At 52.9% G+C, this 15,827-nt stretch carries 13 protein-coding genes; 1 reads left to right on the forward strand and 12 read right to left on the reverse strand.

Features of this window, described 5'->3' with window-relative positions:
* Positions 1-73: 73 nt before the first annotated feature.
* On the forward strand, positions 74-262 hold the full coding sequence (locus EPE01S_RS21135) for a DUF1127 domain-containing protein (RefSeq protein WP_062749146.1): 189 nt from the start codon (positions 74-76) through the stop codon (positions 260-262).
* 84 nt (positions 263-346) lie between these two features.
* Here the strand turns inward: EPE01S_RS21135 and uraH are convergent, their stop codons facing one another.
* From uraH to EPE01S_RS23110, 12 genes are all read right to left on the reverse strand, one after another.
* Complete coding sequence (gene uraH, locus EPE01S_RS21140; protein ID WP_062749148.1) at positions 347-769, reverse strand: hydroxyisourate hydrolase; 423 nt, start codon at positions 767-769, stop codon at positions 347-349.
* A 132-nt stretch (positions 770-901) separates the two neighbouring features.
* Positions 902-1,963, reverse strand: coding sequence for a DUF1176 domain-containing protein (locus tag EPE01S_RS21145; RefSeq protein ID WP_062749150.1), 1,062 nt, complete (start codon positions 1,961-1,963; stop codon positions 902-904).
* A gap of 100 nt (positions 1,964-2,063) precedes the next feature.
* On the reverse strand, positions 2,064-3,125 hold the full coding sequence (locus EPE01S_RS21150) for a DUF1176 domain-containing protein (RefSeq protein ID WP_062749152.1): 1,062 nt from the start codon (positions 3,123-3,125) through the stop codon (positions 2,064-2,066).
* Between the two features lie 81 nt (positions 3,126-3,206).
* The gene (rpoC, locus tag EPE01S_RS21155; protein ID WP_062749154.1) at positions 3,207-7,430 is read right to left on the reverse strand and encodes a DNA-directed RNA polymerase subunit beta'; all 4,224 of its coding nucleotides are present in this window, start codon (positions 7,428-7,430) and stop codon (positions 3,207-3,209) included.
* Between the two features lie 85 nt (positions 7,431-7,515).
* On the reverse strand, positions 7,516-11,544 hold the full coding sequence (gene rpoB / locus EPE01S_RS21160; protein WP_062749156.1) for a DNA-directed RNA polymerase subunit beta: 4,029 nt from the start codon (positions 11,542-11,544) through the stop codon (positions 7,516-7,518).
* 326 nt (positions 11,545-11,870) lie between these two features.
* Entirely contained in the window at positions 11,871-12,236 is a 366-nt protein-coding gene (gene rplL / locus EPE01S_RS21165; RefSeq protein WP_048914311.1) for a 50S ribosomal protein L7/L12, read from the reverse strand.
* 71 nt (positions 12,237-12,307) lie between these two features.
* Entirely contained in the window at positions 12,308-12,811 is a 504-nt protein-coding gene (rplJ, locus tag EPE01S_RS21170; RefSeq protein WP_062749159.1) for a 50S ribosomal protein L10, read from the reverse strand.
* Between the two features lie 346 nt (positions 12,812-13,157).
* Entirely contained in the window at positions 13,158-13,862 is a 705-nt protein-coding gene (gene rplA, locus EPE01S_RS21175) for a 50S ribosomal protein L1 (RefSeq protein ID WP_062749162.1), read from the reverse strand.
* 3 nt (positions 13,863-13,865) lie between these two features.
* Entirely contained in the window at positions 13,866-14,294 is a 429-nt protein-coding gene (rplK, locus tag EPE01S_RS21180) for a 50S ribosomal protein L11 (RefSeq protein WP_062749165.1), read from the reverse strand.
* Positions 14,295-14,492: 198 nt separating this feature from the next.
* Positions 14,493-15,038 carry a transcription termination/antitermination protein NusG gene (nusG, locus tag EPE01S_RS21185; RefSeq protein WP_062749168.1) on the reverse strand — a complete coding sequence of 182 codons (546 nt, stop codon included), beginning with the start codon at positions 15,036-15,038 and terminating at the stop codon, positions 14,493-14,495.
* Position 15,039: 1 nt separating this feature from the next.
* On the reverse strand, positions 15,040-15,423 hold the full coding sequence (gene secE, locus EPE01S_RS21190) for a preprotein translocase subunit SecE (RefSeq protein WP_062749170.1): 384 nt from the start codon (positions 15,421-15,423) through the stop codon (positions 15,040-15,042).
* A gap of 270 nt (positions 15,424-15,693) precedes the next feature.
* Positions 15,694-15,827, reverse strand: a 134-nt coding sequence (locus tag EPE01S_RS23110; protein ID WP_072277512.1) for an EF-Tu C-terminal domain-related protein, incomplete at its 5' end; no start/stop codon positions are given.

Raw genomic sequence — 15,827 nt, forward strand, 5'->3', positions numbered from 1 at the left:
TTTTTTGCATCTGTATCATCAGCGCGGTTAGCGACAGAATAGTCGGCATACACACGGTGATGAGGAGGCAGTGATGGAGTTTGAAGAGAACAGAGCAGCGAAGCCCTTGAGTTGGTCGCTGATTAAAACGGTTTTTCTCCTGCCTTATCATCGCTGGCAGGCAAGGCGTATACGCGCCTGCACGCGCCGGATCCTGTCGCAGTTGAGTGTCGCGCAGCTGAAGGATATCGGACTGACCTGCGAGGATGTGCGTAACTTATAGTGATGTGGCCTGGGTCGAAGGATGCACCCGAGGGCAACGCGGACGTTCCACTGCGTTGCCCTTTTTTTATGCTGTGACGGACGATCAGTTACCGCGGTAGGTAGAGTAGCCGTACTGACTCAGCAGCAGGGGAATATGGTAATGGCTGTCGCTGTTTTCCACATGGAAGATCACCGGGATTTCCGGGAAGAAAGTCGGCTGCTTTTGCTGTTTGTAATAATCACCGGTTTTGAAGACCACTTTGTAGTCACCCGCCGCCATCGTTTTCCCTGCCGGGTAGAGCGCCGGGATACGTCCGTTTTTATCCGTCACGCCGGAAGCCAGTTTTACCCAGCCCTGCTTTTGCTGCTGTTCGAGTTCAACCGTCACGCCGGAGGTCGGCACGCCGGTCTGCAGGTTCAGCACATGCACGCTCAGTGGATTCTTCATCCCTTCATCACCGGCAGCCAGTACAGGCAGAGAAGCACTGACCAGGCTGGTCATTAGCAGGGCTTTAACAATCTTCATGTCGGACTCCTTAGGATTAATGTCGGCATGAAGATAACAGCTGTCCTGTTTAACCACGATTTTACTGCGGAAAATATGAAATTTCCCAGAGGGACAGGGACGGGAAAGGCGGATACCCTCCCCGTTTTCCCCTTACTCTTTACCTTCTGTTACCCAGACAGAGGGCCAGTCAGCCGGTTGACCGCCATTGCAGCCAGGCTGGTTTTTAAAACGTGCCAGGTGGAATGTCTTGCCGTCATAGATCCAGCCGCCGTTATTACCGCACTCGGCAGCCTCATTACCCCGATCGGAGAAATAGAGATGGCCGACAGCTGAATCATACCCGCCCTGGGCAAACATCGTTTCCTGCATCGGCTTGCCATCCGTGCCGTTCAGCGGCAGGGGCAGCGTCAGTCGCCGGGTGTCTTTCGGGTTATCACGTTCACTGATGAACACGACGTTTAATGTTTTGAAGTCTCCCGGTCCGCAGTTAACCATCACCAGTGCCTGGGTGTTATTCAGCGGTTCGGCATAGCTGCGTGCGCGGGTATCCTCATCCTGAGGGCACTGCAGTTGCTTCAGCAGCTTGCCATTGGCAGCAATGGCTCCGTCCACCAGTGCGGCAGGATCGGTCAAAGGCACCACGGCAGGCACCGGGAAGTTCAGTGCCACAGGTGCGGGCCGGGGCAGAACCGCTAAAGAGGGTTTATCGCCCACTTTCAGCAAGGCCGTCTGATTATCCAGACGCCCCTGTCGCTCATCCACCAGCAGCAGTGCGGCGGTCAGCCCCTCAAGAGAAGCGCTTTCAGGCCCGGCTGAAAAGGCTATCGTCTCCGCATTTTTGGCCTGCGTCACCCACGCCTGAATCACTGCCAGCTTATCGCTACTGCCCACAACGTGCTCATCACTGCTCTGCGGTGTGGCAATCTGGATATCTGAAGACCAGGCCTGACCATCCAGCCAGATCCCGTCTGCTTTCAACGCAGCCCACTGCTGAAAACTGAGCGAAGGCTGTGCCTCCGCCCCTGCCTGACGTTTGAGGATGATACGCAGCGTCTTGTCCGTGTTACGGACATCGCAGTCATTCACGTTATTACAGGTGACCTGCCAGTTTTTAAAGACCTTCTGTACCGGCGCGTTAACCCACTCGTCTGCCTGAACGCCCGTACTTAAACCCATCAGCATAAACGCCATCACTAACTTGTTATTATTCATTATTATTCTCTGAACTCATCGGAAAAAATGCCTGAGCACGCTTTAACGCTGCCCAGGCGGCGGATCAGCAGGGGGAAGCCATCGCCCCCCGGCTACAGGGTTACTTTGCTCCGGCCGTCACCCAGAGGGATGGCCAGTCGCCCGGTTCACCACCGTTGCACTCCGGCTGGCTGTTATAGCGTGTCAGATGGAAGACTTTTCCGTCATATTTCCAGCCACCACTGTCCCCGCAGTCGGCAATACCGCGTCCGCGGCCGGCCCAGGAGAGTTCACCGCTTTGCGGATCGTAGCTGGCTTCCGTAAACCAGCTCATGACGAGCGGCTTACCCTGGTCATCTTTATCGGGTAAGGGCAGCATCAACTGCGTCACTTCAGCAGGGTTATCGCGTGAACTGACAAACAACAGGCTGGCTGACTGATAGGCTCCCAGCCCACAGTTGACCAACACCAGCGCCTGTTTATCATTCAGCGGCAGCGCCTCACTTCGTTCACGCGCAGCCGTATCGGGCTCGCAGCTCTCACTGGCGAGCAGTTTATGGTTAGCAGCAATGGCCGCGTCGATCAGTGCAGCCCCGTTTTTGAGGGGTACCACCTTTGGCACCGGGAAGTTCATCACCTCGGGGGCCGGACGGGCAGGCACCATCGACGGCTCGTTGTTGCCCACTTTCAGCAGCGCTGTCTGATTTCCCAGACGCCCCTGACGTTCATCCACCAGCAGCAGCGCCGCATTCAGCCCGCTGAGTGAGGCGGCTTCAGAACCGGGGGCAAGGGCGATGGTCAACGCATTTTTACTCGCCTGCACCCACTGCTGGATATCGGCCAGTTTATCGCTTCCACCCGCGCTGTCATCACCACTGATTTTTGAGGGCGCAATCTCAATAGCGGAATGCCAGGGTTTGCCATCCAGCCAGATACCCTGTGGTATCAGATCGCCCCACTGCTGGAAACTGAGCGAAGGTTGCGCATCTGGCCCGGCCTTGCGTTTAAGAGTAATACGCAGCGCCTCGTCGGTATTGCGTACATCACAGTCATTGAGGTTGTTGCAGGTCACCTGCCAGCTTTTAAAGACTTTTTGTACCGGAGCGTTCACCCACTCTTCTGCCTGTACTCTCGCGCTCAAACCCAGCAGTACCAGCGCTATCACAACCTTATTATTTGGCATTTTTATTCCATGTGATTTTGTTGAGTCGAAAAAAAACCCCGCCGAAGCGAGGTTTTTTATTATGCCACAGGTGGTTGACGATTAATCGTCATTACCGCCCAGGTTTCCTGCATTAAGCAGTTCAGCCAGGCTGGCAGAGGCTTCATCGGCAGTGACAACTGGCACGACTGGCGCTTCGCCCGCAGCTTTACGACGCATACGATCCTGATGATACGCGTAACCGGTACCGGCTGGGATCAGACGGCCAACGATAACGTTCTCTTTCAGACCGCGCAGTTCGTCGCGTTTGCCCGCAACGGCAGCTTCGGTCAGCACGCGCGTGGTTTCCTGGAACGAAGCCGCAGAGATGAACGACTCGGTTGCCAGGGAAGCTTTGGTGATACCCAGCAGATCGCGTGCAAATGTTGCAGAGATCTTGCCGTTAGCTTCCAGTTCGCGGTTAGCGATCTTAACGCGTGAGAACTCAACCTGCTCACCGTCGAGGAAGTCAGTGCTTCCTGCGCTGGAGATGGTTGCTTTACGCAGCATCTGACGAACGATGACTTCGATGTGCTTATCGTTAATCTTAACGCCTTGCAGACGGTAAACTTCCTGCACTTCGTTAGTGATGTAACGGGTCACCGCATGCACGCCACGCAGACGCAGAATGTCATGTGGAGACTCAGGGCCATCGGAAACCACGTCACCGCGCTCTACGCGTTCACCTTCGAACACGTTCAGCTGACGCCATTTCGGGATCATCTCTTCGTAATGATCGCTACCGTCAATCGGAGTGATCACCAGGCGACGCTTCCCTTTGGTTTCTTTACCGAAGGAAATGATGCCGCTGATCTCAGCCAGGATTGCCGGCTCTTTCGGACGACGGGCTTCGAACAGGTCAGCAACGCGTGGCAGACCACCGGTGATGTCCTTGGTACCGCCTGATTCCTGAGGAACACGCGCCAGGGTATCACCCGAACTGATCTTGATGCCATCTTCCAGCTGCACAATCGCTTTGCCCGGCAGGAAGTACTGAGCTGGCATATCAGAGCCAGGGATCATTACGTCGTTACCGTTCGCATCAACGATTTTCAGCGCTGGACGCAGATCTTTACCACCCGCAGTACGTTCTGCACTGTCGAGGATAACCAGTGAGGACAGACCGGTCAGGTCATCCGTCTGGCGGGTAATGGTCTGGCCGTCAATCATGTCAGTGAAGCGAATGAAACCGCTCACTTCGGTGATGACTGGCATGGTGTGTGGATCCCAGTTTGCTACGGTCTCGCCCGCTGCAACCTGCTCGCCGTCACCTTTCGCCATGGTAGAACCGTAAGGAACTTTATAGCTCTCTTTGGTACGACCAAATTCGTCGATCATTTTCAGTTCAACGTTACGTGAAGTGATCACCAGTTTGCCAGCGGAGTTGGTTACCGACTTGGCGTTGATCAGTTTCAACGTACCTTTGTTCTTGACCTGAATGCTGGATTCAGCAGCCGCACGAGATGCCGCACCACCGATGTGGAACGTACGCATCGTCAGCTGTGTACCCGGCTCACCGATGGACTGTGCCGCGATAACGCCGATGGCCTCACCTTTGTTGATGATGTGACCACGTGCCAGGTCGCGACCGTAGCAGTGAGCACACACACCGAAGTCAGTTTCGCAGCTTACGACGGAACGGACTTTCAGGCTGTCAACAGAGTGTTCTTCTAACAGGTCACACTGCTGTTCGTGCAGCAGGGTGTTACGTGGCAGAAGGATATCAGCGGTGCCCGGCTTGATCACGTCTTCTGCGGTCACACGACCCAATACGCGCTCACGCAGTGGCTCTTTCACGTCGCCACCTTCGATGACCGGAGTCATCATGATGCCTTCGTGCGTACCACAGTCATCTTCAGTCACCACCAGATCCTGCGCGACGTCAACCAGACGACGGGTCAGGTAACCGGAGTTAGCTGTTTTCAGTGCGGTATCCGCAAGGCCTTTACGCGCACCGTGCGTGGAGATGAAGTACTGGAGTACGTTCAGACCTTCACGGAAGTTCGCAGTAATTGGCGTTTCGATGATGGAACCATCGGGTTTCGCCATCAGACCACGCATACCGGCCAGCTGACGAATCTGCGCTGCAGAACCACGCGCACCGGAGTCGGCCATCATAAAGATGCTGTTGAAGGAAACCTGACGCTCTTCCACACCATCGCGGTTGATCACGAGTTCGGTAGAGAGGTTTTCCATCATCGCTTTAGCAACGCGTTCGTTGGCCGCAGCCCAGATATCGATCACTTTGTTATAGCGTTCGCCAGCGGTAACCAGACCTGACTGGAACTGCTGCTGGATCTCAGCCACTTCCGCTTCCGCTTCGGTGATGATTTCCACTTTCTTCGCCGGGATTACCATGTCGTCGATACCGACAGACGCACCAGAGCGTGCCGCATAGGCAAAGCCGGTGTACATGGTCTGGTCAGCAAAGATAACGGTCGGCTTCAGGCCCAGGATGCGGTAACAGGTGTTCAGCATCTTGGAGATCGCTTTCTTACCCAACGCCTGGTTGACGATGGAGTAAGGCAGACCTTTTGGTACGATCATCCACAGGATGGCGCGACCAATGGTGGTGTCGATGATACTGGTCTTAGCAACCCACTCGCCCTGCTCACTTTTCTCGTGTTCGGTGATACGCACCTTAACGCGAGCGTGCAGAGACGCATGGCCGGCGCGGTAAACGCGTTCAGCTTCTTTCGGGCCAGTCAGCACCATGCCTTCGCCTTTGGCGTTAACACAGTCACGGGTCATGTAGTACAGACCCAGTACAACGTCCTGAGAAGGAACGATGATTGGCTCGCCGTTCGCTGGTGACAGGATGTTGTTGGTCGACATCATCAGCGCACGCGCTTCCAGCTGGGCTTCCAGCGTCAGCGGTACGTGAACGGCCATCTGGTCACCATCGAAGTCGGCGTTGTAGGCCGCACAGACCAGCGGGTGCAGCTGGATAGCTTTACCTTCGATCAGTACTGGCTCAAACGCCTGGATGCCCAGACGGTGCAGTGTTGGTGCACGGTTCAGCAGGACCGGGTGTTCGCGGATCACTTCATCCAGGATATCCCAGACGACAGATTCTTCACGCTCAACCATTTTCTTGGCGGCTTTGATGGTGGTAGCAAGACCACGCAGCTCCAGCTTGCCGTAGATAAACGGTTTGAACAGCTCCAGTGCCATTTTCTTCGGCAGACCACACTGATGCAGACGCAGGTATGGACCTACGGTGATAACCGAACGACCAGAATAGTCGACACGTTTACCCAGCAAGTTCTGACGGAAACGACCCTGCTTACCTTTGATCATATCAGCCAAAGATTTCAGAGGACGTTTGTTAGAACCGGTGATCGCACGACCGCGACGGCCGTTATCCAGCAGCGCATCGACCGCTTCCTGCAGCATACGTTTTTCGTTACGTACGATGATATCAGGAGCAGCCAGATCCAGCAGGCGCTTCAGACGGTTGTTACGGTTGATCACGCGACGATACAGATCGTTCAGATCTGACGTAGCGAAACGACCGCCGTCCAGCGGGACCAGCGGACGCAGGTCCGGTGGCAGAACAGGCAGCACGGTCAGGATCATCCACTCTGGTTTGTTACCAGACTGAACGAACGCTTCCAGCAGCTTGATGCGCTTGGTCAGTTTTTTACGCTTGGTTTCGGAGTTTGTTTCGTTCAACTCTTCACGCAGAGTTTCACACTCTTGTTCCAGGTCCATGTTTTTCAACAGAGCCTGGATCGCTTCCGCGCCCATTTTAGCGTCGAATTCGTCACCAAACTCTTCCAGCGCGTCAAGATACTGCTCTTCAGTCAGGATCTGGCGCTTTTCGAGGTTGGTCATGCCGCCTTCAACAACAACGTAAGATTCGAAGTAAAGAACACGTTCGATATCACGCAGTGGCATATCCAGCAGTAAACCGATGCGCGAAGGCAGCGATTTCAGGAACCAGATGTGCGCAGTCGGTGAAGCCAGCTCAATGTGGCCCATACGCTCACGGCGAACTTTGGTCTGTGTAACTTCAACGCCACACTTCTCACAGATCACACCGCGATGTTTTAAGCGCTTGTACTTACCGCACAGGCACTCATAGTCTTTTACTGGCCCGAAAATACGTGCGCAGAAAAGCCCGTCACGTTCAGGTTTGAACGTACGGTAGTTGATGGTTTCTGGCTTTTTAACTTCACCAAAAGACCATGAACGGATCATATCTGGCGAGGCCAGAGCGATCTTGATCGCATCAAACTCTTCGGTCTTAGTTTGCGCTTTCAGAAACTTAAGTAAGTCTTTCACGGATTAGCTCCCGTCGGAGTGAGACTTCTCAGAGACGCCCGGAGTGACCCGGGCGCCCTGTAACCAGTACAGCAGATGCGAGTTATTACTCGTCTTCCAGCTCGATGTTGATACCCAGCGAGCGGATCTCTTTCAACAGTACGTTGAAAGATTCCGGCATGCCCGGTTCCATCTGATGGTTGCCGTCAACGATGTTTTTATACATCTTGGTACGGCCGTTAACGTCATCAGACTTCACGGTCAGCATTTCCTGCAGGGTATACGCGGCACCGTATGCTTCCAGTGCCCACACTTCCATCTCACCGAAGCGCTGACCACCGAACTGCGCCTTACCACCCAGCGGCTGCTGAGTAACGAGGCTGTAAGAACCGGTAGAACGCGCATGCATTTTGTCATCAACCAGGTGGTTCAGCTTCAGCATGTACATGTAGCCAACGGTAACCTGACGTTCGAACTGCTCACCGGTACGACCATCAAACAGCGTGATCTGGCCAGAAGAAGGCAGGCCGCCGAGCTGTAACAGCTCTTTGATTTCGCTCTCTTTCGCGCCGTCAAACACCGGTGTTGCAATTGGCATACCTTTTTTCAGGTTCTCTGCCAGGCGCAGCACTTCGTCATCGGTGAAGGTGTTCAGGTCAACTTTCTGACGCAGATCGCTGCCCAGATCGTAAGCACGCTGAATGAATTCACGCAGCTTGGACACTTCTTCCTGCTTCTTAAGCATAGCGTTAATTTTCTCGCCAATGCCTTTCGCAGCCATACCCAGGTGGGTTTCAAGAATCTGACCAATGTTCATACGTGATGGAACGCCCAGCGGGTTCAGTACGATGTCGACCGGCGTACCGAACTCATCGTATGGCATATCTTCGATCGGGTTGATCTTGGAGATAACACCTTTGTTCCCGTGACGACCTGCCATTTTGTCACCAGGCTGGATCTGACGTTTAACGGCCAGATACACTTTCACGATTTTCAGCACGCCAGGTGCCAGGTCATCGCCCTGAGTGATTTTACGGCGCTTGGCTTCAAGTTTTTTCTCAAACTCGTGCTTCAGCTCGTCGTACTGCTCGGCCAGCTGTTCCAGCTGATTTTGCTTCTCTTCGTCGGTCAGGCCCAGTTCGAGCCAGCGCTCACGTGGCAGCTTCTCCAGTTTTTCCGCTTCAACACCGCCGGCAACCAGCAGGTAGTTAATACGGCTGAACAAGCCGGCTTCGAGGATCTGCAATTCTTCAGACAGGTCTTTCTTCGCCTGCTTCAGCTGCATCTCTTCGATTTCCAGCGCACGCTTGTCTTTTTCCACGCCATCGCGGGTAAAGACCTGAACGTCGATGATTGTCCCTGACACACCGTTTGGTACGCGCAGAGAAGAGTCTTTAACGTCAGACGCTTTTTCACCGAAGATCGCACGCAGCAGTTTCTCTTCTGGCGTCAGCTGGGTTTCACCTTTAGGTGTTACCTTACCAACCAGAATGTCCCCACCGGTCACTTCCGCACCGATATACACGATACCGGACTCATCCAGTTTAGAGAGCGCAGCTTCACCCACGTTAGGGATGTCAGCGGTGATCTCTTCTGGCCCCAGCTTGGTGTCACGAGACACACACGCCAGTTCCTGAATGTGGATAGTGGTGAAGCGATCTTCCTGAACAACGCGCTCCGAGACCAGAATGGAGTCTTCGAAGTTGTAGCCGTTCCACGGCATGAACGCGACGCGCATGTTCTGACCGAGTGCCAGTTCGCCGAGATCGGTTGAAGGGCCATCAGCCAGCACATCACCACGTTCGATTGGCTCACCCAGGTTCACGCAAGGCATCTGGTTGATGCAGGTGTTCTGGTTAGAACGGGTATATTTGGTCAGGTTGTAAATGTCGATACCGGCTTCGCCCGGATACATTTCGTCTTCGTTAACTTTAATAACGATACGGGATGCATCCACGTACTGCACGGTACCACCACGTTTCGCTACGGCAGTAACACCGGAGTCAACCGCAACCGCACGCTCCATACCGGTACCTACCAGCGGCTTATCAGCACGCAGAGTAGGAACCGCCTGACGTTGCATGTTTGCACCCATCAATGCGCGGTTGGCGTCATCGTGCTCCAGGAACGGGATCAGTGACGCACCGACGGAAACCACCTGCTGGGTGGAAACGTCCATGTAGTCAACTTGATCGCGGTTGAAGAGACTCGATTCGCCTTTGCTACGGCAGGTGACCAGGTCGTCTACGAAGTGACCTTCGTCGTCGAGATTGGTGTTTGCCTGAGCGATAACGTAGTTACCCTCTTCAATAGCAGAGAGGTAATGAATTTCGTCGGTCACCACGCCTTCGCGAACGCGACGGTATGGGGTTTCCAGGAAACCGTACTCATTGGTCTGTGCATACACAGACAAGGAGTTGATCAGACCGATGTTTGGACCTTCCGGCGTTTCGATTGGACATACGCGACCGTAGTGCGTCGGGTGTACGTCTCGAACTTCGAAGCCTGCACGCTCACGCGTCAGACCGCCCGGACCCAGTGCAGAGATACGACGCTTATGCGTGATCTCAGACAACGGGTTGTTCTGGTCCATAAACTGTGACAGCTGGCTGGAGCCGAAGAACTCTTTCACTGCCGCAGAAATTGGCTTGGCGTTGATCATGTCCTGTGGCATCAGGGTATCCAGATCGCCCAGGGACAGACGCTCTTTCACCGCACGCTCTACGCGCACAAGGCCAACACGGAACTGGTTTTCAGCCATTTCGCCAACGGAACGGATACGACGGTTGCCGAGGTGGTCGATATCATCCACTTCGCCAATACCGTTACGGATACCGATGAGCTTCTTCATCACCTGAATGATGTCGTCTTTGCTCAGGATACCAGAACCTTCGATCTCGTCGCGCAGCAGAGAACGGTTGAACTTCATACGACCAACCGCAGACAGATCATAGCGGTCTTCAGAGAAGAACAGGTTCTCAAACAGGTTTTCAGCTGCTTCACGCGTTGGTGGCTCACCAGGACGCATCATGCGGTAGATCTCAACCAGAGCGCTCAGGCGATCGCTGGTTGGGTCGACACGTACCGTCTCAGACATGTACGCACCGTGATCCAGATCGTTGGTGAACAGGGTTTCAATGCGCTTGTGACCGGACTGGCTGAGTTTAGCCAGCAGATCCAGTGACAGTTCCATGTTCGCTGCGATCAGTAGTTCACCGGTGCTCTCATCAACGTAGTCTTTAGCGACCACTTTACCGGCAATATACTCAACCGGCACTTCGATGTGGGCAACAGCATCTTTCTCAAGCTGGCGAATATGGCGCGCAGTAATACGGCGGCCTTTTTCGACGTAAACGGTGCCGTTCGCTTCAATATCAAATGAAGCGGTCTCACCACGCAGGCGCTCAGGAATAAGCTCCATCTGCAGCTTGTTGTCGCGAATTTGGTAAACCACTTTATCGAAGAACAGGTCGAGGATCTGTTCAGTGGTGTAATTCAACGCGCGCAGAATGATGGTCGCTGGCAGTTTACGGCGACGGTCAATACGGACGAACAGGTTGTCTTTCGGGTCGAACTCGAAGTCCAGCCATGAACCACGGTAAGGGATGATACGTGCGTTATACAGCACTTTACCGGACGAGTGGGTTTTACCCTTATCGCTGTCGAAGAAGACACCAGGACTACGGTGGAGCTGAGAAACGATAACGCGCTCAGTACCGTTGATAACAAAGGTACCGTTATCCGTCATGAGCGGAATTTCGCCCATGTAAACTTCTTGTTCTTTGATGTCTTTAACGGTGCCTTCCGGCGCTTCGCGCTCGTAGATCACCAAGCGCAGTTTTACGCGCAGAGGAGCAGAATACGTGACGCCACGAATCTGACACTCTTTCACATCAAAGACGGGTTCGCCTAAACGGTAGCTGACGTACTGCAGCTCAGAATTACCGCTATAGCTTTGGATTGGAAATACGGAGCGGAATGCTGCTTCCAGACCATATTGACCTTCCGGATCTTGCTCGATGAACTTCTGGAACGAGTCAAGCTGGATAGAAAGGAGATATGGAATGTCCAGAACTTGTGGACGCTTTCCAAAATCCTTACGAATACGTTTTTTCTCGGTATAGGAGTAAACCATAGGGTTCCTCAGCTCGCTGAAATGTAGAACCTCGCTGTCCATCCAGGAGGACAGTTCATGCAACGCTGTTTTTGTGTTGTGCGAAAAACAGAAGGTTTTTCGTAATACCTCTTTCTATCACGCTTAAATCATTTCGTTGCCGGTGTCTGAGCAGGGAACCCAGTCAGGAAGGCAGTATATTAAGTCGTCGATAGAGAAAGATATTAAGCTAATCAATGACTAAACAGTGTGAAATATCATTGATGCTGTAGAGCGCAAAAAGGCTGGTGACCAAAAAGTCACCAGCCATCAGCCTAAAAGACTAGGCTGCAACCTGAAAGGTTGGCTTATTTAACTTCAACTTCTGCGCCAGCTTCTTCCAGTGCTTTCTTCAGTGCTTCTGCGTCGTCTTTGCTGATGCCTTCTTTCAGGGCAGCAGGTGCAGACTCAACCAGATCTTTAGCTTCTTTCAGGCCCAGACCAGTTGCGCCACGTACTGCTTTGATCACGGCAACTTTGTTAGCGCCGATAGCTTTCAGTACAACGTCGAACTCGGTTTTTTCTTCTACAGCTTCAGCAGCAGCAGCAGGACCTGCAACAGCAGCAGCAGCTGACACGCCGAATTTCTCTTCCATAGCGGAGATCAGTTCAACGATTTCCATTACAGACAGGGCTGCAACGCCTTCAATGATTTGGTCTTTAGTGATTGACATTTCGTGTTCCTAAATTCAGAAAGTAATTTTGTACGTTAGCAAATGAACGGATAAGAAGAGCATTGCAGCTATTAAGCAGCAGTTGCTTCTTTCTGATCGCGTACTGCAGCCAGAGTGCGAACCAGTTTGCCAGCAGAGGCTTCTTTCATGGTTGCCATCAGGCGTGCGATTGCTTCATCGTAAGTAGGCAGAGTTGCCAGGCGGTCGATCTGAGCCGCACTGATCAGCTCGCCTTCAAAGGCCGCAGCTTTAACCTCAAATTTTGCATTCGCTTTCGCGAAATCTTTGAACAGACGAGCAGCAGCGCCCGGGTGTTCCATAGAATATGCAATCAAGGTTGGACCGGTTAACGTGTCTTTCAGGCACTCAAACTGAGTACCTTCAACGACGCGACGCAGCAGGGTGTTACGAACAACACGCATGTATACGCCAGCTGCACGTCCTGCTTTACGCAGTTCGGTCATTTTGTCTACGGTAACGCCACGAGAATCCGCAACTACCGCAGACAGCGCGCCTTTGGCTACTTCGCTGACTTCAGCAACAATCGCTTGTTTGTCTTGAAGATTTAAGGCCATTAGCTTGTGCTCCTGGATTTTTGGCCGGGGATGGATTTCCCCGGAACTCACTTCACCTGAACAGTGTTACCACCGACAGGCGCTGAAACACGGTGAGCAGAATCCAGCAAAGACTATAAAAAATATTCTTTTGGTTCTGTCACCGTCTACGCAGGAGATTAAGTTTCTTACGAAACACCTGCGGTCTTGGACGGAGGCCTGGATAAGGCCAGGCTCCAACCTAAAAAAGGGTCTAACGCGTCATTGATGTATATGTCGCACGAATGACGCGATTAGAGGCTTTGTATATTTACAAAGCAACGGGCGTAAGATTCTAGATGAATTTTTCGCCCGCGTAAAGCACAGATTAGCTTGCAACAGCGTTCAGGCCAGCCTGATCAACTGCAACGCCTGCGCCCATGGTGGTGGACAGGCTAACTTTCTTGATGAAAACACCTTTCGCCTGAGAAGGTTTGGCTTTTTTCAGCGCAACCAGCAGGGATTCCAGGTTTTCTTTCAGTTTATCTGTGTCGAAATCAACCTTACCGATAGTGGTATGGATGATACCGTTTTTGTCGTTACGATAACGAACCTGACCTGCTTTAGCGTTTTTCACTGCTTCAGCAACGTTAGGGGTTACAGTACCCACTTTCGGGTTTGGCATCAGACCGCGTGGGCCCAGAACCTGGCCCAGTTGGCCAACAACGCGCATTGCATCTGGAGATGCGATAACAACGTCGAAGTTCATTTCGCCTTTTTTGATCTGGTCAGCCAGATCTTCCATACCTACCAGTTCAGCGCCGGCTGCTTTAGCAGCTTCAGCGTTTGCGCCCTGAGCAAATACAGCAACGCGAACAGAACGGCCAGTACCGTGTGGCAGTACAGTTGCACCGCGAACGTTCTGGTCAGATTTACGAGCATCAATGCCCAGGTTCACCGCTACGTCAACGCTTTCTACGAACTTAGCAGTCGCCAGTTCCTTCAGCAGAGCAACAGCTTCGTTGATGTCATACTGTTTAGTTGAATCAACTTTGTCACGGATCACGCGCATGCGCTTGGTCAGCTTAGCCATTTCTTAGTCCTCTACTACCAGGCCCATGGAACGAGCAGTACCTTCGATGGAGCGAGTCATCGCTTCCAGGTCAGCACCAGTCATGTCCGCAGCTTTGGTTTCTGCGATTTCACGTACCTGAGCACGCGATACTTTACCTACTTTGTCTTTGTTCGGCTTGCCAGAACCAGACTTAATACCAGCCGCTTTCTTCAGCAGTACTGCTGCAGGAGGGGTTTTGGTAACGAAGGTGAAAGAACGGTCAGAGTAAACGGTGATCACAACTGGCGTTGGAAGACCTTTCTCCAGGGATTCTGTTTTGGCGTTGAACGCTTTACAGAATTCCATGATGTTAACGCCCTGCTGGCCCAGTGCCGGACCAACCGGTGGACTTGGGTTCGCCATACCAGCTGCAACCTGCAACTTAACGTAGGCTTGTACTTTCTTAGCCATGATAATTCCTCTATTGGGTGATAGCGCTCCTGGAGGAGCTCCCCGTGATTAATATTCACACGCTGAAAAAACAGCGTATAAAAACAAAAGGCGCGAAATTGTAGTGCAATTTCGCGCCTCTCGCAACCACTAGATGACAGTGATCGTCTCTTTTTTACGCGCCCCGCATCGACACCAGGGCGGCTTCAAAAAGGGTGGTTACCCTTTTTCTACCTGACCGAAGTCCAGTTCGACCGGTGTTGCACGGCCAAAGATGGAAACAGATACTTTCAGGCGGCTTTTCTCGTAGTCGACTTCTTCCACCACGCCGTTAAAGTCAGCAAATGGACCATCGCTTACGCGCACCATCTCACCAGGCTCAAACATAGTTTTAGGACGTGGCTTATCACCTGCCTGCTGCAGGCGGTTCATGATCGCGTCAACTTCTTTGTCGCTGATCGGCGCCGGGCGGTCAGACGTCCCGCCGATAAAGCCCATAACACGTGGCACGCTGCGCACCAGGTGCCAGCTGGCATCGTTCATCACCATCTGGACCAGCACGTAGCCTGGGAAGAACTTGCGCTCGCTCTTACGACGCTGGCCACCACGGATCTCAACCACTTCTTCGGTTGGAACCATGACATCGCCAAACAGCTCTTCCATGTTATGTAACTTGATGTGCTCGCGCAGCGACTGTGCTACACGGCCTTCAAAACCGGAAAACGCCTGAACGACGTACCAGCGCTTTTTTGGAGCTTCAGACATCTCAGAACCTCAGGCCAGTGATAAACGATACCAGACGAACCAGAATTCCATCCAGTCCCCACAAAATCAGTGACATCACGGCAGTGACCGCGGCAACGATTAACGTGGTGTGCAACGTTTCCTGACGAGTCGGCCAGATGACCTTACGAACTTCAGTGCGCGCTTCACGGGCGAATGCCACCGTTGCTTTACCTTTAGTGGTCAGCAGGGCGATGCCGGCTGCTGCTGCCATCAGGACCACGACGGCGAGAGCACGCAGAGGCAATGTGACATCGCGATAATAGGAGTTACCGGCGACAGCGGCGACCAGAAGCACCACCACACCTAACCACTTCAATATTTCCAGGCCGCGCCCGTTTCCTTGAGCTTCGGTATTAGCACTCATAAACCAACCTGCCACAATAAATCAGAAACACTTTTGCCGCGTCAGACGAGGCAACCGAACCGAATGATGCTGTTAGGCGTAACTCGGCATATCCTTTAATTCCAAGCCGTAGCTTGAAAACTATTGGCTTAAACGCCGTGCTACAGAGCCTGCCTCAGCAATGATTATGGTCGAAAAAATCACTGATGAGTCAGGTTCTATGTTACAGCGCGCAAAAAGGGCATCAAATGATGCCCTTTTCATGTGCATTGCGTCAAATATTATCAGCGATTAAGCGATAACTTTAGCAACAACACCAGCACCAACGGTACGACCACCTTCACGGATTGCAAAACGCAGACCGTCGTCCATCGCGATTGGGTGGATCAGGGTAACAACCATCTGAATGTTGTCGCCTGGCATTA

The organism is Erwinia persicina NBRC 102418 (assembly GCF_001571305.1).
In the GTDB taxonomy this organism is placed as follows: Bacteria; Pseudomonadota; Gammaproteobacteria; order Enterobacterales; family Enterobacteriaceae; genus Erwinia; species Erwinia persicina.

Coding starts and splice junctions, on each gene's coding strand:
- rplA (WP_062749162.1), bottom strand. CDS start 13,862: ATGGCTAAGCTGACCAAGCGCATGCGCGTGATCCGTGACAAAGTTGAT.
- uraH (WP_062749148.1), bottom strand. CDS start 769: ATGAAGATTGTTAAAGCCCTGCTAATGACCAGCCTGGTCAGTGCTTCT.
- EPE01S_RS21135 (WP_062749146.1), top strand. CDS start 74: ATGGAGTTTGAAGAGAACAGAGCAGCGAAGCCCTTGAGTTGGTCGCTG.
- rpoB (WP_062749156.1), bottom strand. CDS start 11,544: ATGGTTTACTCCTATACCGAGAAAAAACGTATTCGTAAGGATTTTGGA.
- rplJ (WP_062749159.1), bottom strand. CDS start 12,811: ATGGCCTTAAATCTTCAAGACAAACAAGCGATTGTTGCTGAAGTCAGC.
- rplL (WP_048914311.1), bottom strand. CDS start 12,236: ATGTCAATCACTAAAGACCAAATCATTGAAGGCGTTGCAGCCCTGTCT.
- EPE01S_RS21145 (WP_062749150.1), bottom strand. CDS start 1,963: ATGAATAATAACAAGTTAGTGATGGCGTTTATGCTGATGGGTTTAAGT.
- secE (WP_062749170.1), bottom strand. CDS start 15,423: ATGAGTGCTAATACCGAAGCTCAAGGAAACGGGCGCGGCCTGGAAATA.
- nusG (WP_062749168.1), bottom strand. CDS start 15,038: ATGTCTGAAGCTCCAAAAAAGCGCTGGTACGTCGTTCAGGCGTTTTCC.
- rplK (WP_062749165.1), bottom strand. CDS start 14,294: ATGGCTAAGAAAGTACAAGCCTACGTTAAGTTGCAGGTTGCAGCTGGT.
- EPE01S_RS21150 (WP_062749152.1), bottom strand. CDS start 3,125: ATGCCAAATAATAAGGTTGTGATAGCGCTGGTACTGCTGGGTTTGAGC.